Genomic DNA, 24,769 nt, shown 5'->3' with positions numbered 1-24,769 from the left:
TACAGCGGAATGGTTATGAAGATCATGATTGGACGTATCCCTCAAAGTGCCGGGGAGTTGAGATGAAAAACATAGCGAATTGCCTGCGGGCCGTGGGCCAGATGTTATTGCTGGTAGCCGGTGTCGTGTTCTTGCTCAATTCAAGGGTGCAAGCCGCGACGTCGCCTACTGTTCAAATCAATTTCACCGGTAACTACGTTGCGGCCAGCTGTACGATGGTTGGCGATGGCGACCAACTCGTCAACTTGCCGACCATATCGACGCGGTCGCTAAATGCGGCTGGCCAGACGGCCGGCTCCACCGTGTTCCAAGTCCCGGTCCAATGCGACAGCGGCGTTCCATACGTGCGCGTGTACTTTGAGAGCGGCCCCACAACCGATTCCACCACGGGCAATCTGAACCTGACTAGCGTGACCGGAGGCGCCTCGGCCGGAAACGTACAGATCCAGTTGCTAAATATCGACGGAACGACGATCAAAGTTGGAGACAGGACGACGATGAGAATCCTCCCTGTCACCTCGACCGCTCAGATGCCAATCCCGTTTATCGCGCGTTACTACGCAACGGGCGCCACCACTGCTGGCGTTGTGCAAACCTACGTGACATACGTCGTTGAAATGCCGTAAATGCGATGGTGGTTCGCAAAATTCCATTTGTAGATGATGCTTGACTCCTCTGTCACCTCGCTGCGTGCGTTGTTGCGAAATACAGCGTTGCATGTCGCGATGCTTACCGGCGGCGCGCAAATATCCGCCGCCCATGCCTGGCGCGCACGTTGCATCACACTTGTCGAAGACCTCCGGCAATCCATGCGTGACGCCGGCTACCTTGACTCGGAAATCGACGAGGCCAGCCTGGCCCAATGCACGCTGCTCGACGACATCACCTTGCGCTCACTCTCCGCGGCGCAGCGAGGCGACTGGGCACGCGAGTCGTTGCAGGTGCGTTTTCACGACACGCAGGATGGCGCTGAGATCGTCTGCGAGCGCATCGATGCGATGCTGCTCGGCGAGCATCTGACACCGGAATCGCTGGAGCTCTACCGGCTCATGCTCGAACTTGGCTTCAAAGGCGGGCATGCCGAACGCGATTCGTATCGTCAGCGCGTATCGGCTGCGCTGAACAAGATGGGACGCAAGGAGGAGACCGCTCCGGTCCAAACCTTGACCGAGACAGCAATCATGTTGTCCGGGCCTGAAAAATCATCGCGCCGGAGTTGGTCGACCTTCGGCGCGGCGCTCGCCGTGGTCGGTGCAGCCGCGCTTTGGCTCGCGTTCAACGCTTATTTGGATCGTTCGGTATCCCGCTTGCCGGACCCGTTGCCCGAACACGCCAGCTCTCTCTCGCAAGGGCGTTCATGAATATCCCGAAACAATTGCATGCGCCGCTGATTTGGGGCGTGATTCTTGTCGCCGGTCTGAGCTGGCTGTGTCTGCCGCTCGACTTTCAGCCCAACTGGGTCTATGTGCTCGGCATTGTCTTGGCCATCGGGGGCGGCATCATCGGGCTGTCCGTGTATCGCAAAGGGCGGCTTAGAAACACGCCGGTCGGTGTCCAGTTGAACGCCATGCGTGAGTTGCCGGTCGTGCTGGTCGTCGGACCTTACGCTGCAGCAGCATTTCCGCGTGGCGCGCAAGAGGCAAAACTGCGGCGAGAGGGCAACGCAGTTTGGCTTCTCGTCAAAACCCCGGACGAATTGGCCGAAACGATGACGCAGGTTAAAGAGTCGCACGGCCGATTCCCCGACGCCGCGCTAATGCCGGTCATACCCGAGGGCAATCCTGACGAAGCAGTGATACGGCGGGAGTTCACGCAATGGCGGCGCGCGCTAGAGGAGACGTCTCGTTATCGCGCGTGCGTGCTGCCGTGCTATCTCGCAGTCTATGCGTGCCTGGGGGCGAGCGAAGATAACGCGGATAAGCCAATGTGGTTCGGGGATGTCGTCGACATGACGCTCCTCACGCCAAGCATGGATAACGCTCGGCAGCGCATGCAAATGATTCGGCGTCAGTTGGATCAGGGCTCGCTCGCACCGACGCAAGCGAGACGCGTGACTCGGGACGCATTGGGCCAATCCGTGCTCGACTGGCTGGAAGACGCCGCGCTGTTGTCGGTGCTTGCACCGTTGGCCAATACCGCGCCCTTCGCGCTGCACGGCCTCCTCCTCGCGGACATTGACTATGCGCCCACGCGGGCTGGTGCATGGACGCGTTGGCTGATCGGCAAGACGGGCTTGCAGCCGCTTGCCGTCGCTCCGCAGCCGCTGCCTCTTCCGCTGCCGGAGGTCATCCCGATGCGCGTGGCGAGCACGAAGGAGTACCGGCAGTATGCGTCGCTGAACACGATGCAGCACACCGTGGCCGCCATGTCGGTGGCTTTGGCGGTTTCGTTTGCTGCGTCGGGCTGGCAGAACGGCCAGATGGTTGCACGCATCACCAGCGCCCTCAACGCCTATTGGGCGATGCCCAATGAGCAAGCCAACGGCAAGCGAGAGCTGCTTGGATCGCTGCGCAACGAGTATGCGGAATTGCAACGATTTGTGAAGGCCGGAGTTCCTGTCGGGTTGGGCTGGGGGTTCTACAAAGGCGACCAGTTGCAAGCCGCGTTGACGCGGGCAATCGCGGCCTATCGTCCGCCATCTGTTGTGCTGACACTCGATAGCCTGTCCCTTTTCGATAGCGGGAAGACTTCACTCAAAGTCGGTGCATCTCAGAAATTACAGGACGCACTTCGACTGATATTGTCAAACCCGGATAAGCGCATTCTGATTGCGGGCCACACAGACAATGTCGGATCGAGCGAAATCAATTTGAAGTTGTCCGAGGCGCGCGCGCGGGCCATTCGCGACTGGTTTGTCAGTGAATCGTCTTTGCCGGTAACACGCTTTGCGATTCAAGGGTACGGGGACACGCGTCCCCTCGCCGGCAATCAAGATGCTGCCGGCAGGGCGCGGAATCGTCGTGTCGAGATCACTCTCGTTCCTGACGTGAAATCGCGCTGACGCGTTGCCCGAACACTTAGCTGCTTCCAGAGCGCCTGGGTGTGCTGATTCCTATTTGTTTGCAATTAGTTATAAAAATTTGGAGTGCAAACGGAAGTTGTTTAGGAATTCTCCTATGTTCCGCTGAAACTCTGCGACGTACGATCCAACTGGTTGCGAATCGATTTTATTAGCAGCTGTTTTTGAAGCGCCGTTTGTTATTTTTTTGCACGACATCATGTCGGAGTACACATGTCAGCATCCAATAGTTCGCAGAAATTCATTGCGCGTAATCGCGCTCCTCGCGTACAGATCGAGTACGACGTCGAAATCTACGGCTCGGAAAAAAAGGTAGAACTACCTTTTGTGATGGGCGTTTTGGCAGATCTGTCCGGTAAGCCGCTCGAACCCCTTCCCCCGGTCAGCGATCGCAAGTTCTTCAATATCGACATCGATAACTTCGATGAGCGTATGAAGGCATTGAAGCCCCGCGTGGCGTTCTCGGTGCCCAATACGTTGACGAACGATGGCCAGTTGATGGTCGATATCACGTTCGAAAGCATGGACGACTTTTCGCCGGCAGCTGTCGCCAAGAAGGTCGACGCGCTGGCGCAATTGCTGGATGCGCGCACGCAGCTTGCGAACCTCCAGACGTACATGGATGGCAAGTCCGGTGCGGAAAGCCTCGTCAGCAAGGTCCTGAAGGATCCGGCATTGCTGAACGCGCTGGCAAAAGCGCCGAAGCCCGAGCAAGCGAAGCCGGCCGAAGAATCGGCAAGCAACGAGTGAATTTCGCATTTAAAAGCGAAAACGAAACATAGCCTAATACAGTTGGGGAAAAAATGGCTGAACGTTCATCAAACGCGCGAGTTCAAGAGGCATCGGGCGTTGCTACACAATCTGATTTCAATGCTCTGCTGTCGCGCGAATTCAAGCCGAAAACCGAGCGCGCACGTGAAGCAGTAGAAAGCGCCGTCAAGACGCTGGCCGAGCAGGCCCTGATGACATCGGTCACGGTGTCTGACGACGCGTACAAGAATATCGAAGCCATCATCGGCGAAATCGACCGCAAACTGTCCGAGCAGATCAACCTGATTCTGCATCACGAGGACTTCCAGCAGCTGGAAAGCGCATGGCGCGGTCTGCATCACCTCGTCACGAACACGGAAACGGATGAGAAGCTGAAGATCCGCTTCATGGACGTGTCGAAGGACGATCTGCGCCGCACGATGAAGCGCTACAAGGGCGTGGCCTGGGATCAAAGCCCGTTCTTCAAGCAGATCTATGAAGAAGAATACGGCCAGCTGGGCGGCGAGCCTTACGGCTGCCTCGTTGCGGACTACTACTTCGACCACACCCCGCCCGACGTCGATCTGCTCGGTTCGATCGCCAAGGTCGCCGCGGCTGCGCACGCGCCGTTCATCACGGGTGCCGCTCCGTCGGTGCTGCAAATGGATTCGTGGCAGGAACTCGCGAACCCGCGCGATCTGACCAAGATCTTCACGCAGAACCTCGAATACGCGCCGTGGAACTCGCTGCGCAATTCGGAAGACGCACGCTACATCGGTCTCGCGATGCCGCGCTTCCTGTCGCGTCTGCCGTATGGCGTGAAGACCAACCCGGTCGACGAATTCGATTTCGAAGAAGCAACGGATGGTTCGGATCACCGCAAGTACGTTTGGTCGAACGCTGCCTACGCGATGGCGGTGAACATCAACCGTTCGTTCAAGCACTACGGCTGGTGCACGCTGATCCGCGGCGTGGAAAGCGGCGGTGTGGTGGAAAACCTCCCGTGCCACACGTTCCCGACCGATGACGGTGGCGTCGACATGAAGTGCCCGACCGAAATCGCTATTTCGGACCGCCGTGAAGCGGAGCTCGCGAAGAACGGTTTCATTCCGCTGATCCACCGCAAGAACACCGACTACGCAGCGTTCATTGGCGCACAGTCGCTGCAAAAGCCGGCTGAGTACTACGACGCTGACGCAACGGCCAACGCCAATCTGTCCGCACGTCTGCCGTACCTCTTCGCGTGCTCGCGCTTTGCGCACTACTTGAAGTGCATCGTGCGCGACAAGGTTGGTTCGTTCAAGGAACGCGAAGAAATGCAGCAATGGCTCAACGAATGGGTCATGAACTACGTCGACGCCGATCCCGCGAACTCGTCGCAGGAAACGAAGGCGCGTCGTCCGCTGGCTGCAGCTGAAGTGGTCGTCGAGGATGTGGAAGGCAACCCGGGCTACTACCAGGCGAAGTTCTTCCTGCGTCCCCACTTCCAACTGGAAGGTCTGTCGGTGTCGCTGCGTCTCGTCGCGAAGCTGCCGTCGGTGAAGGAAGCTGCCTAACCGCCGCGGTTCACACGGTGTAAAGCAGGAGGCATTCGCTGAAGCATCGCTTCGGCGTGCCTCCTGACCACCATCGCTTCTAGCTCATGGCTTGGTATTCCCATTTTGTCCGCAGTCTCCTGCGGACGTGGGGTGGTAGCGCTCGTCCCGATTCTGGAAGAGCAGGGCTGTGTCATGGGCATTGAAATGCCGGTGTTTGTGTCCGGATGAGCGATGGTCAGGCGCTCACTAAATATTCCTGACGTTTTTAGAAGCAACCTAACTCTAACTAGGCACTAAGGAGTACATCCATGGCGCAAGATATTTTCCTCAAGATCAACGGCATTGACGGTGAATCAGAGGACGCTACGCACAAGGGCGAAATCGAAGTTCTGAGCTGGAAGTGGAACGTCGCGCAGCAATCGAACATGCACGCCGGTTCCGGCGGCGGCGCTGGCCGTGCGACGGTCGACGACCTGGAGTTCGTTCACTACGTCGATCGCGCTACCCCGAACCTGACGCAGTACTGCTTGACCGGCAAGCACATCGACGAGTGCAAGCTCGTGGTGCGTAAGGCTGGCGGCAACCCGCTCGAGTACATCAAGTTCACGATGAACGACGTGCTGGTGACGCAAGTCTCGCCGTCCGGCGTCAGCAACAGCGAATCGCGTCCGTCCGAAATCGTTCGTCTGTCGTTCTCCCGCATGAAGCAGGAATATGTGGTCCAGAACGCACAGGGCGGTAGCGGCGGTGCAATCACGGCAACGTTCGACATCAAGAAGAACGCAGCCTAAGTCGCATAAGCGGTCTTCCTAGATCGTAACCTCGCCGATATTCGGCGAGGTTTTCTGGGCTGCTGACCGGAGTGCCTCGCATTCGGGGCGATGCGGTCAGCAGGTCGCCAGACCACGACGATCGCGACAACCTTGACTCATTCCGATGGTTCTGAATTTTCTTTCGCAATTCTCAGCACGGCGCGGTTTCCCTGGTTGGCTTGCCATCGGCGGAATGTGCCTGTGGCTGGCCGCGTGCAGCAGCGGTAGCCCGACGGTCAAGGAGCAAACCGACCTTCGGGTGCAGGTTGCTGCGAGCGAGAACGTCAACCCGGACGAGTGGGGGCGGGCCGCGCCGATCATGGTTCGCGTGTACGAGCTGAAGTCGGCTACGGCCTTCGAGAGCGCCGACTTCTTCACGCTGCAAAACGACAGCAAGAAGGTGCTGGGCGACGACGTGGTTGCTGTCGACGAATTCATTTTGCGCCCCGGTGACAAGCGCGAAATCCGCCGCAAGTCGAATCAGGCGACCACGGCCATCGGCGTGCTGGCAGGGTACCGGGATCTCGGCAAGGCGGTCTGGCGGGATGTCTACCGCTTGCCCGTGGCGCCGGATGCCTCATGGTACAGAGCCACAATTCCAGATAAGAAACAGAAGCTGACCATTCGTCTCGATCAGCGAACTGTTTCAATTACAGAGTCGGAGTAATTGCAATGAGTTGGTATAACAAGGTCGTTTGGAGTGAGGGCCTGTTCCTGCGCCCGCAGTTATTTCAGCAGCAGGAGCGTTACTTCGAGTACGTCGCGCATAAGCGCAGCGCTCCCTTGAGTCCCTTCTTCTGGGGCTTCAGCCAATACGAAATCGACCAGGAGTCGCTTTCGTTCGGCAAGCTGGTGTTCAAGAGCGGCTCCGGAATCTTTCCGGACGGCACGCCGTTCGATGTCCCCGGGCATACCCCGCCGCCGCAGCCGCTGACGATCGCTCCCGAGCATCAGGATCAGGTGATCTATCTGGCCGTTCCGCTGCGTCTGCCGAACACTGAGGAAACCGCGTTCGCTGAGCAGAGCGGCTCGTTGGCCCGCTATGTGGCTTTCGACGAGGAGCTGCGCGATAGCAACGCGATCGGCCAAGGGCCGAAGCCCGTTCAGCTGGCGAATCTGCGCCTGCGCCTGATGCCCGAGAAGGAGCTGACGCAGTCGTGGATCGGCATCGCCTTGACGCGCGTGAAAGCGCTGCATGCGGACGGCGCGGTGTCACTGCATCACACCGATCATATTCCGCCCGTCACCAGCTACGGTGCGAATCCGCTGCTGCGCGAATGGGCGTTGCAATTGCACGGTCTCGCGAAGCTGCGCGCCGACGCGCTCGCGGCACGCTTGTCCGGCAGCGACGGCAGGGCCGGCGCTGCCGCGGAAGTCGCGGATTACCTGCTGCTGCAAGTACTGAACCGTTACGAGCCGCTGCTGGAGCATATTTGCGGCATCGACGAAACCGCACCGGCGGACCTGTATCGCGAATTTGTGATGCTGGCCGGCGAGCTTTCGACGTTCGTGCGTCCGCAAACGCGGCGTCCGCTCTCGGCGCCGGGCTACGACCACGCTCAGCTGTACGACAGCATCAAACCGCTCGTCGATGAGATTCATTTCCTGCTCAATCAAGTTCTGATTCGTGGCGCGCAGCCGATTCCGCTCACGGAGCAGGCGCATGGTATCCGCACGGCAAGCATGCTGCCGACGGAGCTTGCGGGCTACTCGAGCCTGGTGCTCGCCGTGGGTGCGCAGATGTCGCCGGATGTGCTGCAGCAGCAGTTTGCCGCACAGACCAAGATCAGCCAGCCGCAGCGTTTGCCGGAACTCATCCGCTCGCACTTGCCGGGTCTCACGATGACGTCGCTTCCCGTGCCGCCGCGGCAGATTCCGTTCAATTCGGGTTTCATCTATTTCGAACTGTCGCGCACGGGCCCGTTCTGGGAACAGATCGCGCAGCAAGGCGGATTGGCCATGCACATCGCGGGTCACTTCCCCGAGCTGAAGCTTGAACTGTGGGGAGTGCGGCAGAAATGAGTACCAACGCGTTCGACGATCGCGCCTTCGATTTCCTGAACGGTTCCGATGAGCCGGTCAGGAACCAGGGTGGCGCGGCGGCGTTCAACCCGGGGCGAAGCCAGGCGGGTATGGGCTCCGAGCGGGAACCGGCCGTTGACCTCGGCGCCTTCGAGCCGCCGGAGGACTTCTTGGCGCGGCTCGAGAAAGTGCAGGCCGCCCAGAACCCCGTGCAAGAAGCCGCACAGCCGCTGTTGCGGATGCTCGCCGATATGCCGGCGTCGCTTGATACGCAAGCGGCGATCGCCAGCTTGCGTGCGCTGCTCGTGCGCGAGGTCGCCACATTCCAGCGGCTGTGCGACAAGGCGAACCTGCCGTGGAAGCACATGGCGGCCGTGCGCTACAGCCTGTGTACCGCGCTCGACGAAGCAGCGAACCGCACGCGCTGGGGCGGCGGCGGCGTATGGGCGATCAAGAGCCTGCTGATCACGTTCGAAGGGGAAGTCGACGGGGGCGAGAAGTTCTTCCTGTTGATCGGGCGCATGGCGACCGATCCGCAAGAGTACGTCGACGTGCTCGAAGTCATGTACCGGATTCTCGGCTTGGGCTTCGAAGGGCGATATAGCGTCGTGGTCGACGGCCGCCGTCATCTCGAACAGATCCGACAGCGGCTCCTTACGCTCATCAGCGGCGCGCGCGATACCGTACAGCTCGAGTTGTCGCCGCATTGGCGCGGCGTCGAGCCGGGCAAGATGCGTCTGCTCAACAGCGTGCCCGCATGGGTGACGGCGAGCGTGGCCGCGCTGGCGATCTTTGGGACGTTCGCTTGGTACAAGTACCAGCTGCTGACGCAAAGCAACGTACTCGAGGCGCGGATTCTTGCGATCAGCAAGCTGGCGCCTCCGCCACCGCCTCCGCCGGTTCAGCGTTTGCGTCTGTCCATTCTGTTGAAGAACGAGATCGCGCGTGGCCTGGTGAGCGTCGATGAAGACGACCGCCATAGCAATGTGGTCTTCAAGGGCGACTCCATGTTCGTGATCGGGAAGGCACAGGTTCGTCCGGAAATGGACCCGATTCTCGCGAAGGTGGCGCAAGAAGTCGCGCGTGTCGGTGGCAAGGTGTTGGTGACCGGCCATTCGGACAGCCAGCCGATTAGCACCAAGGAGTTCCCGAACAATCAGGTGCTGTCCGAAAAGCGCGCCGCTTTTGTCGCACAGGTGCTGAAGCAGTATGGGACGCCGGCTGATCGCATTCAGTCGATCGGCAAGGGTGATTCGCAGCCTGTGGCTGATAACACGACGGCGGAAAACCGCTCCCGCAATCGACGCGTGGAAATTCTGGTCACGCAGTAACGGGAAGGCCTGACATGTCTTATGTAAATCGATTCTTTAGATTCTTGTTTTCGCGCCAGACATTGATGTTCGTGACGATCATCCTGGTCGCCGCGGCTGTCTGGTTCATCGGCCCGTTGCTGGCGTTCGGCGAGTACAGCCCGCTGGAAAGCGTGTTCTCGCGCGTGATCGTGATCGTCGTGCTGCTCGCGCTGCTGCTGCTGTGGCTGCTGAGATTGCCGCTGGGCCCGGTTTGGGTTGCCGTGGCGGTGCTCGTGTTCTGGTACTTCAGTCCGCTGCTCGCGTTCGGTGAGGCGCATCCGTTCGAGCCGATCTGGTCGCGAATGCTGCTGATCGGGGTGCTGGTCGCTTGCTACGCCGCTTACGGGATTTATCGCTTGTGGCAGGCGATGCGCAGCGACGACGCATTCCTGAAGCGCGTCCTCAATCCGTTTGCCAGCAAGGCTAAGCCTGAGGTGATCGCACGCAGTGAAATCCGCGACGTCAACTCGGTGGTCACCAAGGCCGTCGACAAGCTCAAGCGAATGCACCACGGCTCGACGATCCTGCGCCACCTGCTCCAAAGTCAGCGCTATCTGTACGAGTTGCCTTGGTACATGGTGATCGGCTCGTCGGGCGCGGGCAAGACGACGTTGATCCTGAACTCGGGGCTGAATTTCCCCGAGGCCGATCAGATGAGTGCATCGTCGATCAAGAGCCGCGTCGAGACGGCCAACTGCGATTGGTGGTTCACCAACGAGGCGGTTCTGATCGACACGGCCGGCCGCTACACCGTGCAGGACGACGGGACGGCCGACGCCGAAAAGGGCGACGAATCCGCCAAGTTGAATGCGGCAGAGTGGCAGGGTTTCCTCGCCGCGCTGCGCAAGCGCCGTCCGCGTGCGCCGATCAACGGCGCGCTCCTGACGGTTTCCGTCGAGGAAGTGCTGCGCAAGTCGCCGATAGAGCGCACGGCGCTCGCCGCTTCGATGCGTGCTCGCCTTGGCGAGTTGCGTCAGCAGCTCGGCATCCGGTTCCCGGTGTACGTGCTCGTTACCAAGCTCGACCTGCTGCCCGGCTTCCCCGAGTACTTCCAGTCGCTGACCGCGGAAGGTCGTGCGCAGATCCTGGGCTTCACCTTGCCGTACGAGGGTGACCACGACCAGCACGATCGCCGGGATTTGCCACAGAACTGCGCGGCCGAAATGAAGCTGCTGGAGCAGCGGCTCGAAGACGGCATCAACGTTCGCCTGCAAGAAGAGTTTGAAGCGGACCGTCGCAAGAAGCTCTACGCCTTGCCTGGTGAGTTCCGCAGCGTGGCGGCGCAGCTGGTCGAGCTGATCGGTCTGGTCTTCCTCGACTCCAAGTACGACGACACGCAGATGAAGAGCACGCTGCGCGGCGTGTATTTCACGAGCGCAGCGCAGACCCACGACGTCGTTCCGGCGGACCGGACTACGCTCCTCCAACGTCTGCGGCGCGGCCTTGCCGGGTTGCTGGGGGATACGGCTGCGGCTGCCGATACGTCATCGAGCAATGCTCCGACGGGATATCGCGGCTACTTCCTGCGCAATCTGTTCCAGCGCGTCATTCTTGCCGAAGGGCATTTGGTGCGGCCGAACATGCGCTGGGAATTCCGCTTCCGGACGCTGCGCATCGTCGGACATCTGCTGTCGGTCGCGATAGCCGTGTGGCTGATCGGCTCGCTGGTGGTGAGCTTCGACAACAACAGCGAGTATCTCGCCTCGACGAGCAAGAAGACCGATGCGCTCGCCTCGCAAGTGAAGACGTTCCGCAAGACGCCGCAACCCGGCGCCATGGCGGCGGTGCTCTCGATGTCGCAAGATCTGCCGCAGTTCCGGCACGTGAATCTGGATAGCCCGGGCGGCGATTATCGCTATGGCCTGTACACGGCGCCCGGCGTTGTGGATGCATCGAGCACGACCTACGGCAACTTGCTGAACCAGATGTTGCTGCCGCAGGTAGTGAGCCGTCTCGAAGCGGTATTGGGCGCGCAATTGAGCGCGGGCGATGCGGATAGCGTCTATCGCACGCTGTCGATCTACCTGATGGTGTTCGACAAGGCGCACTACAACGCGAAGGCGATCAAGACCTGGGTGCTGCAAGATTGGGAGAAGTCCGATAGCGCAGCCTCGATGGGTGACCGTAATGTGATGGCTGCTCATCTGGATGCGCTGTTCGTGGACGGCCAGCCCGTCACGCCGCGGGCGTCGCAGAACACGGATCTGGTGCAGCAGGCGCGCGATTTCCTTGGCCACAATCCAGTGTCGGGGCGGCTCTACGAGCGCGCCACCGCGGAAATGGCGAAGGACGCGCCGGAGAACGTCACGCTCGTGCGAGCCGCCGGTCCACAGGCGGGCTCAGTGTTCGCCCTGGTAGACGGGTCGTCGCTCGCGAGCGGCGTTCCCGGGCTCTATACGTACGAGGGGTACCACGAGGTTTTTAATAAGCGCCTGCCCGAGTTTCTCGCGCAGGCGCAAAGCCAGGATGCGTGGGTGATGGGACGGACCGATCTGGCTTCGAAGGTCGGCGGCACGATGCAGGGCGGGGTGTTTCGCACGAGCAAGGAGCAACTCGCCAACGAGATTCGACGCCAGTATCTGACCGATTACGGCAATTATTGGCAGCAGTTCCTGGCGGACATCCGCCCGGTTGCGAGTGGCACCGATGGCACGCTCGCGCTCGATTTGCAGACGCTGCGCACGCTGGCCGCGCCGGATTCGCCACTTGCCCGGCTCGCGCGCACGGCGGTTCACGAAACATCGCTATCCGCCGTCATCGCTGAAGACCCGACGCTCGCCGACGCGGCGATGAAGGCCGCTACCAGGCGCTCGCAGCTGGCTCGCGCGGCCAGTTCGGTCAACGCGGCTACCGCGACGATCGGGCAGCTCGCGCAGCAGAAGATGGAGAAGGAGCTCGTCGACAACCGCTTTGCCGCGTTGCGCGAAGTCGTGACTGGCCAGGCTGATACGGGCAAGGGCCCGGCGCTGGACAAGGTGGGGTCCGCGAGCGGCGGCGCCATGCAACTCGACGCCATCATCGGCCTCATCAACGAGCAGTACGCCCGCTTGATGGTGGCCGGCAACGCGCTGTCGACCAACAGCATGCCGCCTGCGGCGGACGTCGGCACCAGGCTGCAAATGGAAGCCGAGAAGCTGCCGGCGCCGTTCCGCGCGGTGCTGTCCGGTGTCGCGACGCAATCGATGCAGAAGGTCGATCAAGGAGTGGGGTCGCTACTGGCGGTGCAGGTGGATTCGAGCGTCGGCGACCAATGCCGCCGGGCGATCGAGGGCAAGTATCCGTTCGCCAACAGCGCGCAAGAGGTCGACATCGACGACTTCGATCGTGTGTTCGCCGCCGGCGGCCTGCTCGACGACTTCTTTCAGAAGACGCTTGCAAGCCACGTCGATACCAGCATTCGGCCGTGGCGCTACAAGTCGGTGAGCCCGGGAATGCCACCGATCAATGGCCCCAGCCTGGAGCCGTTCGAGCGCGCGGCGGCCATTCGCCAAGCCTTTTTCCGCGATGCCGGCGGCAACCGCATGGCTTGGAAGATGGGTGTGAAGGTGGTGTCGATGGATCCGGAAATCACGGAGCTCGCGCTCGATATCGACGGGCAGGGCACGCGATACGCGCACGGCCCGGTGACGGTGTTCCCGGTGACGTGGCCCGGCCCGCGCGGCGGGGCGATGGCGGGCATCACGGCCAACCCGCGTGTTCGGCCCGATACGTCGACCCTCATGGCCGAGGGGCCGTGGGCGCTGTTCCGCTTGATGGACCGCGGCCGGGTGACGGGCACGGCGTCGTCGAGCCGTGTGTCGGTGGATTTCAACTTCGACGATCGCCATGCGGTGCTCGAATTGGTGTCCAGCGGCCAGGCCAATCCGTTGTCGAGCAACCTGCTCAAGAGCTTCCGTTGCCCTGGCAGCGTGGCGGGGGGCTGAGGCGCGTTGGTCCTCTGTCCTGGCGCGGCGGAGCGTGCATTGTGCGACGGCTCCGATTGAGCGTCGTGCGGATGGAGCAAGCAGCAGGTTCGATTTTTAGTGGTGCTTTTTGTTTGGAGAGTAGGCATGCATGACGTCGAGGTTTACGCATTCGACCACCTGCGAAGCCGGCATGAAGACGAGACTCGCGTGTTGGAGCAGGCACTCGCTTCGACTGACCAGGCTATGCGAGCACACCTTCTCGAATTTCGGGAAGCGGTCGAGTTTCGCCGTATGCCGAACGTGGAGAAACTCGCGATGGCTTTGCGGTACGCGGTCATGCGGTTTCCCAACACGGAAGACGACGTGTCGTCGCTCACTTCGCCTCGCAACCTGCGGATGATTGCCGTCATGCTGGCCGAGTGGCTGAGCATGGAGACTCAGTCGATGGACTTGGTCTTGAGCGCTGTCCGCTCGGCGACAGCGTCCTCCGTTTCGGATGCTGCGGCTGCCAACTGCGCGCGCCAGCTCGCGGGGTTCGCGCACGGCGTCGTTGATGCGCGCGATTACGCCGACCTGATGATGGCTGCCGGAGACTTGATCGATGTGGCCAAGAGCGCGGGGGTGAGCCTTCTGATGGATTTATTGCTCAAGCGAATCGAGCCCAAGGTTTAGACCCAGAACAGCAGCGACAAGGACAACGGATCGAAGTCCGGCGAGATCGATGCTGTGCCGTTGTGACGGAGAGCAACTTTTGAATTTCCCCGATAGAAAAAATCCATGACGTCACCGCCGGCTCCTGCCGGCGGGGCGTGTTGGCGTCATGGATGGAAAGCCGGTGCGGGAACGCCCGGCAAAAGGAAATGAATTGTGATGTGTAGGATCGAGAGGAGCGCATGTCAAATCTTTTAAACATATTTTCAACAGACCGTACCGTAACGGTCGCGAGCGCGGCGATACCGCAATTGAACGGGCAGCCCGCCCTTCAGTTCTTGTCGATGCGTGGCGAAGAGAAGTTGAGCAAGCTCTACTCGTACACCCTGGAGTTGCGTACGCCGGACAGTGAGACCGTTGCGCTTGCCACTAGCGCCAATCTGGATCTGAAGGCGTTGCTCGGCAAGGAGATGACCGTCACGATCCAGCTCGAAGGCATGGGTGAGGGCGTGACCGGCGGCGTAGGCGCTGGCACGCGCGAGATCAGTGGTGTCGTGGCGAAAGCGGGATACCTGCGCAAGGAAGAGCGCTACAACGTCTATAGCGTCGAGTTGCGGCCGTGGCTTTGGCTGGCTTCGCTCACGACCGACTACAAGGTCTTTCAGGACAAGACCGTCATCGAAATCATCGATGAGGTGCTGAAGGACTATCCGTTCCCGGTGGAAAAGCGCCTGGATGTCGCCAAATACACCGTGAAGGGCGAAAGCACGCGCAACGAACCGCGTGCGTTCCAGGTGCAGTACGGCGAAACGGATTTCAAGTTCATCCAGCGCCTGATGGAAGAGTGGGGAATCTATTGGTTCTTCGAGCATTCCGACGGCAAGCACCGGCTGGTGCTGTGCGACCACATCGGCGCGCACCGCAAGTCGAACAGTGAGGCTTATCAGACGCTCGCCTATCAACCGCAAGGTGGCAAGACCGATGCTGAATACATCAGCAGCTTCTATACGTTCGAGGAAATTCGTACCGGCCGCTATCTGACGAGCGATTACGATTTCACGCGTTACGGCGCTGATTTGTCCGCGATGAACCAACAGCCGCGTGATACGGCCTGGAGCGGGCAAGAGCGCTACGAATGGCCGGGTGACTATACGGACACCAAGAACGGTGAGCAGTTCGCCCGCACGCGCATGGAAGAACTGCGTGCGCCCGGCACGCGTGCTCGCGGCAAGGGGAATGTTCGCGGGCTCGTCTGCGGGCAGACGTTCGTCCTGAGCAACTACTACCATACCGACGCCAATCGCGAATACGTCGTGATTTCGTCGAACCTCAGCTTGACCGAGATTCAGCAGGAGTCTGGTAGCGGCTACCAGTACAACTGCGAGAACGACTTCGGTGTGCAGCCGACGAGCGAAGTTTTCCGGCCGCCGCGCGAAACGCCCAAGCCGCTCGTCAATGGGCCGCAGTCCGCCATCGTGGTCGGGCCTGCCGGCAAGGAGATCTGGACCGATGAGTTCGGGCGCGTGAAGGTGCGATTCCTGTGGGATCGCTACGCCAAAGATGACGAAACGGCCTCCTGCTGGGTACGCGTGAGTCAGGCCTGGGCCGGCACCAACTTCGGTGGTATCTACATTCCGCGGATCGGCCAGGAAGTCGTTGTCGACTTCTGGGGCGGTGATCCGGATCGTCCGCTGATCACCGGCAGCCTTTTCAACAACTACACCATGCCGCCGTGGGATCTGCCCCAGAATGCAACGCAAAGCGGCATGCTGAGCCGCACGATCACTGGCGGCCGCGACAACTACAACGGCTTCCGTTTCGAGGATAAGACGGGCCAGGAAGAGTTCATGATGCAGGCGGAGAAGGACATGAACCGCCTGACGAAGCACAACGAGTCGCACACCATCGGTGTTGATTTCCAACTTGGGGTGGGACTGGCCTATGGCATCAACGTTGGCGGCGTACTTGCCTGCAACGTTGGCGGTGCGGCTGCCTATACCGTTGGCGGTGCGCAATCGAATGCTGTGGGTGGGGCATGGGGCAACGCGGTCGGCGGAGCTTATTCGCTAGTGGTGGGCGGCGCGTTCGACATCACGTGCGGCGCCGCTACGCTGTCGATGACGCCCGACGGCACGATCAGGCTGGTCGGCACGAAGGTCAAAGTTGAGGGTAGCGACCACGTCATCGTCCAGGGCTCGCCTCTGGATTTGAATCCTGGGGATTCGGACGGTGGTGGTGGGGGCGGTGCCGGGGGAGGGTTGGTACCTGTGAATATCGTTCCCAAATTGGGTAGCACCCGGAAGGCGCCGCCGCCGCCGCCGCCGCCGACGGACGAGCCGCCGACGCCAACGCCAACGCCAACGCCAACGCCGACGCCGACGCCGACGCCGACGCCAACGCCAACGCCGACGCCGACGCCGACGCCGACGCCGACGCCGACGCCAACGCCGACGCCAACGCCAACGCCAACGCCGACGCCGACGCCGACGCCGACGCCGACGCCACCACCAGAGCCTCCGCCGGTGAGCATCATTGAGTAAAAACCAAGCGTCTTGACTGCACACACATCGGGAATTGCGATGTATTCCGATGTGTGTGCTCTTGTCAATCGAGGAGAGTAAATGCTATGCCCAAAGCAGCACGCGTAGGTGACCCGATCGCGCACGGCGGATCAATCGCCAGCGGTTCAGGAGATGTCTTTATCAACGGGCAGAATGCCGCTTACGTTGGCGGAAGTTCCGCACCTTGCTCTATTCACGGAGGTGGATCGGTGGCTTCCGGCGCGGGCTCTGTATTTATCAACGGGAACAATGCGGCCTTCGTCGGAAGCTCGACGGGATGCGGTGCCGCCGTTTCCAACGGATCGCCGGACGTATTCATCGAAGGCTGATTGAGAGGGGGATGACGTGAGTGGAATCGGTGGATTGGGCGGCGTTCTGGCCAAGTTGCCGGTGATAGTGTTGCCGTCGGTTGATACCGCACGGCCCGTCGACGCCGGTCGTCGCTTGGGCGACATTGCAGACCGCTATGGCGTGCGACACGCACTGTCCGGTGTGCTGCGCGGCTCGATCGACATGATCACAGGCAGCAAGGTCTGTCAGCCTGCTTCTGAAACCGATTTCGCATTGCGTGGCCGTCTGCCGTTCGAGTGGTCGCGCACCTACTCCAGCGCGATGCGCGCGACGGGCGTACTTGGCCCGGGGTGGCGCACCAACTGGGAGGCCACGCTGCGCAAAGTTGGCGGCCAACTTAGCTATGTAGACGAACACGGCCGCTCGATTACTGTGCCGCTCCCCGAGCCTGGCTCGCAAGTCATCGTCTTATCGGAGCAACTGCACATTGTGTGCTTGCCGGACGGCCGCATGGTCGTCGCTGATCGCACGCCGCTGTATCGCGTGTTTGGCGATTTCGATCCTAATGGTCTCGCCAGGCTGAAATACATCGAGGATCTGCACCGGCAACGCATCGGGTGTATCTGGGATGCGGAAGGCCGCCTGCTGCGCATGCGCGGCACGTGTGGACACGAACTCAGGATGCAGTACGATCCCGCGACCGGCACGCGCCTTACGGCGATTGAATGCGTCGACGGGGGACCGACGGGCATGCTCGCCGAATACGGCTACAACGAGAACGGCGAGCTTGCGGAGGTTCGTAACCGGCTTGGCGCAACCGTGCGCCGTTTTGCCTACCGCGAGGGGAGAATCGTCGAAGAGGCGGGGCCGCTCGGGATGGCCACACGCTACGTGTGGCAGGTGGTGGGCGGAGTTGCTCGCGTCATCGAGCGATTCACTTCCGAGGGCGCGCGAGAGCGGTGCTCGTACAGTATCGAGAACCGTACGAGCCAAGCGACTGACGTCTTCGGCAATTCGGCGTATTGGCAGTACGATGCGCAGGGTCACGTCGTGGCCTACGCCGATTTCGATGGGCGGCGCTACAAGTTCGATTACGATGAGACGGGCGCGCCCACTACGCTCTGGCTGCCTCATGGCGGCGTGGTTCGCCTCGCCTATGATTCGCTGGGCCGGGTCGAACAAGAGACCGACCCGATGGACCAGATCACCACCACGGTGTATGCCTTCGCGTCGAGCCGGCCGATGGTCATTACGCGGGCCGACAAGCGCACATGGATGTGGCAGCGTAATGACGCCCTCGATCCGGTGAAATGCAAGACTCCGAGGGGCGAGGTCACGAACGTCGAATACGGGGAGGACGGCTTACCCGCACGGTGCACCGACGGCGGTGGCGGAGTGATCACACTCGAGCACAACAAGAGGGGCCAGGTGACGCGGCGCCTTGATGTCGAGGAAAGTCCGACGCAGTACGAGTACGACAGCAACGGACATCTGGCCGCCGTCGTCGATACGATGGGAGCGGTCACGCGATTCGAACGCGATGCATACGGGCGACCGCTGACAGTAACGCGGCCTGATGGTCGGCATGAGCGCCATGTCTGGAATGCTGCGGGTCAGAGAACGTCGTTCGTTGGCGCAAGCGGCCAAAGCCGGCATTGGCACAGGGACCGGTGTGGAAACGTTGTGCGTGCTGTGGACGAGGAGGGACACACCACCTCGTATCAGTACGGCGCGCATGGCCGGCCGATCCGTATCGAAAGTGCGAGCGGCGCGGTGCAAACGCTCGAGTGGGGCGCAATGGGCTGTGTGTCGATAACGGACGCAGACGGTGTGATCCGTGCATTCGACTACACAGATTCGGCGCAGATTCGTCGCATGACGACCAAGGCCGAGGCGCTCGAGCGTCACGAGACCTTTGCGTACGACGTGATGGGCCGCTTGGTCAGGCGTGACACGCAACACAATCAGTATGTCTATCGATATACGGCCCGAGGGATGCTGGAGCATATCAACCGGACGCCCACTAAGGAGGGCGAGTTGCTCGGCATCGAGCCCGATGAAATCCGCTTCGAATACGATTTTGGCGATCGCCTGCTTGCGGAATATGGCGTCAACGGCGAACTGAGCTATCTCTACCACCCTGAGGGGACTCTGGCCACGATGACGTTGCCGCAGGGGCAGGTTGTGCGGTTTCAACGCTACGACAACGGAACGATCGGGCTGATCGGTACACGTGAGAGGCCTATCACACAATTCTGGTATGACGCGATGCGTCGCGAAACTGCGCGCCAGCAAGGCGCGTTGCTTACCCATACCACCTACACGGAATTGGGCTTGCCCAAGGAATGGCAGTCGTCTTCTGTTGTCGACGAGTCCGGCGAGAACTATCCGACGCAGCAGGACAAACTGTTGTGGCGAAGCGTGGGCTATAGCGCATCGGACACCATAGTCATTGCGGGAGGGCCTGCTGTCGGGCAGACCTATTACGATTACGACAAGCGAGGAAACTTACTGCGCCGAGTTTCCGACCAATTGGGAATTGAATACTTCACCTGGGACGCCGCGAGCAATCTGCTCGATACGCCAGGGGGAAATTGGTTTCCGGCCGTTTATTCCGATCATCGGATACGCGAGTCTCGCGGGTCTCGTTACGAATACGATGCGTGGGGACAGGTGGTCCAGAAGAACGGCCGTGACCACGCAGTGTCGCTGGAATGGGATGCGGAGGGGCACGTCATCGCCGTGCGCCGCAAAGGGCGCATCGTACGCTTTCAGTACGATGCCTTGGGGCGGCGCATTAAAAAACGAATCGAATTGTCTTCAGCCCACGGGCAGCTCGTCAACACGCAGGTCGATAACACGCGTTATATATGGCAAGGCCACCGCCTGTTACAGGAAGTGCGTTCCAAAGACGTGCGTACCTACCTCTATCAACCGACAAGCGATGAGTCGATCGGATATGCACCCCTGGCGTGCATGATTCAAACGCTCCTCGAAAGCGGCGAGCTGGACGACATGAAGGTCTACCACTTTCATACGGACGCTGCCGGTACCGCCGTGGCGATGACCGACGACGCCGGCAGTTTGGTATGGCGCGGGCGCTATCAGGCTTGGGGAGCGCTCTCTGCTCAGGAGTGGGGTGGCGGCAAGCAGATTGCTCAGCCGCTCCGGTTTGCCGGGCAGTATTTCGACGAGGAAACGACGCTTCACTATAACGGCAGCCGGTTCTATGACCCGGACGCCGGCCGTTATATCAGCCCGGACCGCACGAGCCCGGGCGGTGTAAGTCCCTATCGATATGCGCCAAATCCGCTGACGTGGAGCAATCCGTTTGGAAGCGCAACTCCGGTGCGCTTCGCAAGCGTTGGTGTGGCTGCGTCAGGCTTCGATTGCTTGCGTGACCTGGGCCAGCAAATCGCCGGCGTCATTGAAGAGCTCGACGGCGTAGTTGGTTGGAATGCGCTCGATATCGGATAGAAAGACGGCGCGAAAATCTAGCCAACTGCTTTCCTTCAGCTTCGTAAGAGCATCTGCTTCTAGATCTTGGCTGTGCAAGGCCATCTCGTTGCTGTCGTACACAACGAGATGGCCTTGGACCGCGGACAACAATGCCGCTCGACTGCCCTGACTCTGCTCGTCATTTAGAAAGGCGTGCTCATGCAGGCAAACACTAACCTCGTTGGAACGCACGAGGGACGCTATCCACTCTGCCTCCGAATCGGGACGCGTTGCCCCCAGCACGGGAGGGACATTGTCAAGCGTAGACCGCTGTACGCCGCGGAGGCGAAAGCAGAGTCCAGCGTACGTTTCATAGTCGGCCAACGTGCGCTCCGTGCCGAATCCATATTTGCCGAATTCACCATTCGTCAAAACAGGTTCAGCCATGCCGAACAGTTCGCGATTGCGTTGAAATGAATGAGAGTCGCGATCCCACCAAGTTTTTGAGACGTCGCCGCTTTCTTTCGCCTCATTGGTGTGGTCACCCCATATTCTGGGATTGTCTTTGCGCGTGTAGTCGTGCCATGTGATCACTCGCTGCGGGTGATAGAGGTCGTAGCCGTGAGTGAATGCCCTGGCGGCGATGGAAATTTCCTCTCCGTAGAAGAAAAACTCGGGGTCATGCTGGACCGTCGTCGCAAAGTGTCCGTCAGCGAACGCGAATGCCGCGCAATAGAAACGGGAACGTACAGGGCGATCGAGGGTTTTCCAATTGGGAAGGGCGCCTCCTATAACCATGAGCACGCCTTCCGAGTTGAATCTACTGAACTGAATCGAATGCGGTTCGCTAGATTGGGGTGTGGGGAGATCCGGCTCGTAACCAGGAAGATAGGCGGTTAGTACAGGCTTGGGGCTTTGGTCTCGCACTGACTCCAACATCTCAATCAACAGCATGTCCCATCTGTCGACGAAGCGGTGATGTGCGTCGATCTGCAGTGTGTATCGTTCTTCGCGATAGTGCTGCTGGATTAGGTTGCGCGCCCAGCAGGCGCCTTGCGACTTAAAATGCGGCACATCAATCAGATCGATTCTTGCGCCGTTGTATTCCATGGTATGGACTGTCCAACCATCGATAGTTGCAAATCGCCACTTGGTGAAACCTCGTTTCCAAAACGCGCCGAGCGTTTCGTCGGGTGCATGCTGCCAGCAGACGACGATGCGCAGCCGATCAGGTTGATCTGAATGCTTGATCAGATTAAAAATAGTCTGAATCAGCTGTGGATCGCGGTAACTCGCGATTTGAACGAAGATTTTATTGTGTTTCATTGATAATTATAAATGGTGCTCTATCGATCTATCGCTTTAGGCCGGCAGGCAGTTTCTTGAAGTGTTGGTTAGTATCATGATTCCGCAGATCAGATTTTTTGTAGTTATTTGAGATCAGATTTTGATGATCTGCTTGATATGAACCAGCAAGTCGCCGGTGTCATTGAACAGCTCGATGGTGTAGCAGGCTGGAATGCGGTCAATATCGGATAGGAAGATTGCGTGAAACTCCAGCCAACTATTCTCCTTCAGCTTCATAAGGACATATGCTTCCAGATCTTGACTATGCACGACCGTCTCGTTGTTGTCGTACACAACGAGATGTCCTTGGACGGCGGACAGCGATATCACTCGACTATCCTGGATCTGCTCGTGATTTACAAAGGCGTGCTCATGAACGCAGATGCTGATGTCGTTGGAGCGCATGAGGGACGCTATCCACTCCGCCTCCGAATCTGGACGCTTTGCTCGCGGCTCGGGGGGGACATTATCAAGCGTGGTCTGCTGTACGCCGCGAAGGCGAAAGCAGATTCCGGCATAAGTCTCATAGTCGGCCAACGTGCGCTCGGTACCGAATCCATATTTGCCGAATTCGCCATTTGTCAAAACAGGGTCGGCCATGCCGAACAGTTCGCGATTGCGTTGAAACGAATGAGAATCACGGTCCCACCAGGTTTTGGAGACATCGCCAGTCTCTTTCGCCTTATCGGTATGGTCACCCCATATTCTGGGACCTAGCTTTCGCGAGTAGTCGTGCCAGCCGATTACGCGATGCGGGTGATATAGGTCGTAGCCGTGAGTGAACGCCCGTGCGGCGATGGCAATCTCCTCGCCGTAGAAGAAATACTCAGGGTCATGTTGGACCGTTGTCGAAAAATGTCCATCCGCAAACGCGAAATGCGCGCAATAAAAGCGGGCGCGTACTGGGCGCTCGAGGATTTCCCAATTGGGGAGGACGCGAAGCTCCTGTAAGACCACGCCTTGATTATCGAATTTCATGAACGGCATGGTATTCGGTTCGTTCGATAGGAACGTGGGAACGTCAGGATCATAAGCGGGAAGAATGCTGGTTAGCACAGGCTTGGGGCTTTCATCCCGCAGCGACTCCAACATCTCGATCAACAATGTGTCCCACCCATCGACGAAGTAATGATGTGCGTCGATCTGCAGCGTGTATCGTTCTCCCCGATAGTGCTGCTGGATTAGGTTGCGCGCCCAGCAGGCGCCTTGCGACCTAAAATGGGGCACATCAATCAGTTCGATTCTTGCACCGTTGTATTCCATGGTATGGACGGTCCAACCATCGACGGTCTCAAATCGCCATTTGGTGAAACCATTTTTCCAAAACTCGCCGAGCATTTCGTTGGGGGCATGCTGCCAGCAGACGACGATGCGCAGCCGATCAGGTTGATCGGAATGCTTGATCAGATTGAAAATAGTCTGAATCAGCTGAGGATCGCGGTAGCTGGCGATTTGAACAAAGATTGAGTTGTTTTCCATTCTGTGTTGGCTCACTTTTGAGCACCAAGCAAATGGCAGCATGAGAGTTCCGCGCTGCGTTGATCATTGATGCGTCTACGTGTCCCGACCTGGGCGCGGCGTTCCATTCGCGACGTGAAGATTTTCATCGGCGTAGGCTAAAGATACTCGGATCTGCCGCGCGTTATTGGAATCGTCTGATTTGAAATGAGCCTTTCAATGTTCGATTTGTTTTTTGACGCGAGAAAGTGGTGCGCCGCAAGCGTCGAGCAACTCAAGGATGTAGTGATTCGCAAGCTGGGCAAGCTCGGTTTCAAAAATGGCATGAAAATCAAGCCAGTCGGCACTTCTGCGTTTCAACATATGATTTACGTCAAGCACTGCCTCGTGAAGAACGGCGTCTTCAACGTCATAGACGGTGACGCGAGCGCATTCGGCCGAGTGCAGCGTATTCTTCGAAATCGGGCTCAGTGCGCAATGGTCAAATTCGTCGCGATGGTGGCATACACGTATATCAACAGAACGTAGCAGTGATTTTCGCCATTCTGATTCTGCGTCGATTCGGAGCATATTCATGGACGGCGGTAGACGGTCCAGCGTGGCGCGCTGCACCGCTCGGTCAGCAAAGCTTACGCCGGCATAGGCCTCGTATTGAGCGAGAGCGCGCTCGTTGCCAAAACCGAACTTACCGATATCGATATCGGGGGAGGCATCGCTTTCCATGCCAAACAGCGCACGGTTGCGTCGCGTCGAACGCATGTTCCGGTCCACCCAGTCTAGCTGAATGTGCCCGTCATTCTTTGCTTCCAACGTATGGTCTTCCCAAACTCTTGGGCGTCCCTCGCGGACGGTCTCATGCCAGCCAATTGTTTTGTAGGGGTGGTATAGATCGTAGCCGTGTGTGAATGCACGTACCGTGATGGAGATTTCTTCTCCGAGGAAAAAGTATTCAGGGTCGTGCTGAATCACCTCTGCGAAATGCCCGTCTGCGAACGTAAAGTGCCCGCTGTAAAAGCGGGCAGGGATCGGCTCTGTGAGTCCTTCGCTATTGTGGAATTTTGTGCCCTTAAAAACTAATACGCCATCTGGCATAAAAGATGTGAACACGCAATTTAGCGGACCGGTAGAGCGCTCTTCGGTAAGCGAGCTATACCTGGGCAGATAGGCCGTCAACACGGGCTTAGAGCTCTTGCTTCGCAGCGATTCCAACATCTCGATTACCAGGCTATCCCAGGCATTGACAAAGCGATGATGCGAGTCCAACTGCATCGTGTATCGTTCGTCGCGGTAATGTTGTTGGATGAGGTGGCGTGCCCAGCACGCGCCTTGAGTTTGATAATGAGGCACGTCGATCAGCTCGATCTTTGCCCCGTAGTACTCCATAAAGTGGACTGTGCGCCCGTCAATAGTTTCGAAGCGCCACTTCGCAAAACCCTGTTGCCAGAACGCGCCAAGTGTTTCTTCCGGCGCATGCTGCCAACAGACAACGATGCGCAGCCTTTGTGGCTGCGCCGCCTGCCTGATCAGATCGATGAGCGTGGGAACCAGCTCCGCGTCACGGTAGCTGGCCATCTGAACAAATATCGTGTCTTGCATCGTGTCAGTTGCAACGGTCACCTGACAAA

General features: G+C 59.4%; 17 protein-coding genes. 14 read left to right on the top strand and 3 right to left on the bottom strand.

All coding sequences use genetic code 11. The annotated features are described in order from the left end of the window. Positions 1 to 62 precede the first annotated feature (62 nt). The 14 genes from AAHK20_RS30520 (at position 63) to AAHK20_RS30455 (ending at position 20,378) form a co-directional block, all read left to right on the top strand. Positions 63 to 626 (top strand): fimbrial protein, encoded by a 564-nt coding sequence (locus AAHK20_RS30520; RefSeq protein WP_449185239.1) that lies wholly within the window; start codon positions 63 to 65, stop codon positions 624 to 626. Positions 627 to 659: 33 nt separating this feature from the next. Then, positions 660 to 1,361, top strand: coding sequence for a DotU family type IV/VI secretion system protein (locus AAHK20_RS30515; protein WP_449185238.1), 702 nt, complete (start codon positions 660 to 662; stop codon positions 1,359 to 1,361). After that, entirely contained in the window at positions 1,358 to 3,001 is a 1,644-nt protein-coding gene (locus AAHK20_RS30510) for an OmpA family protein (RefSeq protein ID WP_449185237.1), read from the top strand. Before AAHK20_RS30515 ends, AAHK20_RS30510 begins: the two co-directional genes overlap by 4 nt. A 231-nt stretch (positions 3,002 to 3,232) precedes the next feature. Next, positions 3,233 to 3,769, top strand: coding sequence for a type VI secretion system contractile sheath small subunit (tssB, locus tag AAHK20_RS30505; RefSeq protein WP_449185236.1), 537 nt, complete (start codon positions 3,233 to 3,235; stop codon positions 3,767 to 3,769). Between the two features lie 53 nt (positions 3,770 to 3,822). Continuing rightward, positions 3,823 to 5,325, top strand: a complete 1,503-nt coding sequence (tssC, locus tag AAHK20_RS30500) for a type VI secretion system contractile sheath large subunit (protein WP_449185235.1) — start codon at positions 3,823 to 3,825, stop codon at positions 5,323 to 5,325. Positions 5,326 to 5,615: 290 nt separating this feature from the next. Next, positions 5,616 to 6,098, top strand: a complete 483-nt coding sequence (locus AAHK20_RS30495; protein WP_449185234.1) for an Hcp family type VI secretion system effector — start codon at positions 5,616 to 5,618, stop codon at positions 6,096 to 6,098. Positions 6,099 to 6,243: 145 nt separating this feature from the next. After that, complete coding sequence (gene tssJ / locus AAHK20_RS30490; RefSeq protein ID WP_449185233.1) at positions 6,244 to 6,786, top strand: type VI secretion system lipoprotein TssJ; 543 nt, start codon at positions 6,244 to 6,246, stop codon at positions 6,784 to 6,786. Between the two features lie 5 nt (positions 6,787 to 6,791). Continuing rightward, a complete protein-coding gene (tssK, locus tag AAHK20_RS30485; protein ID WP_449185232.1) occupies positions 6,792 to 8,141 on the top strand; it encodes a type VI secretion system baseplate subunit TssK in 1,350 nt (449 codons plus the stop codon). Then, on the top strand, positions 8,138 to 9,472 hold the full coding sequence (gene tssL / locus AAHK20_RS30480; RefSeq protein WP_449185231.1) for a type VI secretion system protein TssL, long form: 1,335 nt from the start codon (positions 8,138 to 8,140) through the stop codon (positions 9,470 to 9,472). The genes tssK and tssL overlap by 4 nt, the downstream gene beginning before the upstream one ends. 14 nt (positions 9,473 to 9,486) lie before the next feature. After that, positions 9,487 to 13,416, top strand: coding sequence for a type VI secretion system membrane subunit TssM (tssM, locus tag AAHK20_RS30475; protein WP_449185230.1), 3,930 nt, complete (start codon positions 9,487 to 9,489; stop codon positions 13,414 to 13,416). A 126-nt stretch (positions 13,417 to 13,542) separates the two neighbouring features. After that, positions 13,543 to 14,070, top strand: a complete 528-nt coding sequence (locus AAHK20_RS30470) for a hypothetical protein (RefSeq protein ID WP_449185229.1) — start codon at positions 13,543 to 13,545, stop codon at positions 14,068 to 14,070. Positions 14,071 to 14,291: 221 nt separating this feature from the next. Then, positions 14,292 to 16,589 carry a type VI secretion system Vgr family protein gene (locus AAHK20_RS30465; protein ID WP_449185228.1) on the top strand — a complete coding sequence of 766 codons (2,298 nt, stop codon included), beginning with the start codon at positions 14,292 to 14,294 and terminating at the stop codon, positions 16,587 to 16,589. Between the two features lie 86 nt (positions 16,590 to 16,675). Further along, positions 16,676 to 16,939, top strand: a complete 264-nt coding sequence (locus tag AAHK20_RS30460) for a PAAR domain-containing protein (protein WP_449185227.1) — start codon at positions 16,676 to 16,678, stop codon at positions 16,937 to 16,939. Between the two features lie 34 nt (positions 16,940 to 16,973). Further along, entirely contained in the window at positions 16,974 to 20,378 is a 3,405-nt protein-coding gene (locus AAHK20_RS30455) for an RHS repeat-associated core domain-containing protein (protein ID WP_449185226.1), read from the top strand. Here the strand turns inward: AAHK20_RS30455 and AAHK20_RS30450 are convergent. The 3 genes from AAHK20_RS30450 to AAHK20_RS30440 all read right to left on the bottom strand — a co-directional run bounded on the left by AAHK20_RS30450 (position 20,280) and on the right by AAHK20_RS30440 (position 24,740). Beyond that, on the bottom strand, positions 20,280 to 21,665 hold the full coding sequence (locus AAHK20_RS30450; protein ID WP_449185225.1) for a GlcNAc-transferase family protein: 1,386 nt from the start codon (positions 21,663 to 21,665) through the stop codon (positions 20,280 to 20,282). The two genes, AAHK20_RS30455 and AAHK20_RS30450, sit on opposite strands and share 99 nt — an antisense overlap. A 114-nt stretch (positions 21,666 to 21,779) precedes the next feature. Further along, on the bottom strand, positions 21,780 to 23,207 hold the full coding sequence (locus tag AAHK20_RS30445; RefSeq protein WP_449185224.1) for a GlcNAc-transferase family protein: 1,428 nt from the start codon (positions 23,205 to 23,207) through the stop codon (positions 21,780 to 21,782). Positions 23,208 to 23,360: 153 nt separating this feature from the next. After that, positions 23,361 to 24,740: a GlcNAc-transferase family protein gene (locus AAHK20_RS30440; RefSeq protein ID WP_449185223.1), complete on the bottom strand. Its 1,380-nt coding sequence runs from the start codon at positions 24,738 to 24,740 to the stop codon at positions 23,361 to 23,363. Between the last annotated feature and the right edge of the window lie 29 nt (positions 24,741 to 24,769).

This window comes from Trinickia camelliae, assembly GCF_053525655.1.
Note: the sequence above shows the minus strand (reverse complement) of the source record. Positions and strands in the feature narration are given on the sequence as shown.

Excerpts from the sequence above, each read along its gene's own strand:
- AAHK20_RS30520 (WP_449185239.1), top strand. The coding sequence starts at position 63 with ATGAAAAACATAGCGAATTGCCTGCGGGCCGTGGGCCAGATGTTATTG.
- AAHK20_RS30515 (WP_449185238.1), top strand. The coding sequence starts at position 660 with ATGATGCTTGACTCCTCTGTCACCTCGCTGCGTGCGTTGTTGCGAAAT.
- AAHK20_RS30510 (WP_449185237.1), top strand. The coding sequence starts at position 1,358 with ATGAATATCCCGAAACAATTGCATGCGCCGCTGATTTGGGGCGTGATT.
- tssB (WP_449185236.1), top strand. The coding sequence starts at position 3,233 with ATGTCAGCATCCAATAGTTCGCAGAAATTCATTGCGCGTAATCGCGCT.
- tssC (WP_449185235.1), top strand. The coding sequence starts at position 3,823 with ATGGCTGAACGTTCATCAAACGCGCGAGTTCAAGAGGCATCGGGCGTT.
- AAHK20_RS30495 (WP_449185234.1), top strand. The coding sequence starts at position 5,616 with ATGGCGCAAGATATTTTCCTCAAGATCAACGGCATTGACGGTGAATCA.
- tssJ (WP_449185233.1), top strand. The coding sequence starts at position 6,244 with ATGGTTCTGAATTTTCTTTCGCAATTCTCAGCACGGCGCGGTTTCCCT.
- tssK (WP_449185232.1), top strand. The coding sequence starts at position 6,792 with ATGAGTTGGTATAACAAGGTCGTTTGGAGTGAGGGCCTGTTCCTGCGC.
- tssL (WP_449185231.1), top strand. The coding sequence starts at position 8,138 with ATGAGTACCAACGCGTTCGACGATCGCGCCTTCGATTTCCTGAACGGT.
- tssM (WP_449185230.1), top strand. The coding sequence starts at position 9,487 with ATGTCTTATGTAAATCGATTCTTTAGATTCTTGTTTTCGCGCCAGACA.
- AAHK20_RS30470 (WP_449185229.1), top strand. The coding sequence starts at position 13,543 with ATGCATGACGTCGAGGTTTACGCATTCGACCACCTGCGAAGCCGGCAT.
- AAHK20_RS30465 (WP_449185228.1), top strand. The coding sequence starts at position 14,292 with ATGTCAAATCTTTTAAACATATTTTCAACAGACCGTACCGTAACGGTC.
- AAHK20_RS30460 (WP_449185227.1), top strand. The coding sequence starts at position 16,676 with ATGCCCAAAGCAGCACGCGTAGGTGACCCGATCGCGCACGGCGGATCA.
- AAHK20_RS30450 (WP_449185225.1), bottom strand. The coding sequence starts at position 21,665 with ATGAAACACAATAAAATCTTCGTTCAAATCGCGAGTTACCGCGATCCA.
- AAHK20_RS30445 (WP_449185224.1), bottom strand. The coding sequence starts at position 23,207 with ATGCTGCCATTTGCTTGGTGCTCAAAAGTGAGCCAACACAGAATGGAA.
- AAHK20_RS30440 (WP_449185223.1), bottom strand. The coding sequence starts at position 24,740 with ATGCAAGACACGATATTTGTTCAGATGGCCAGCTACCGTGACGCGGAG.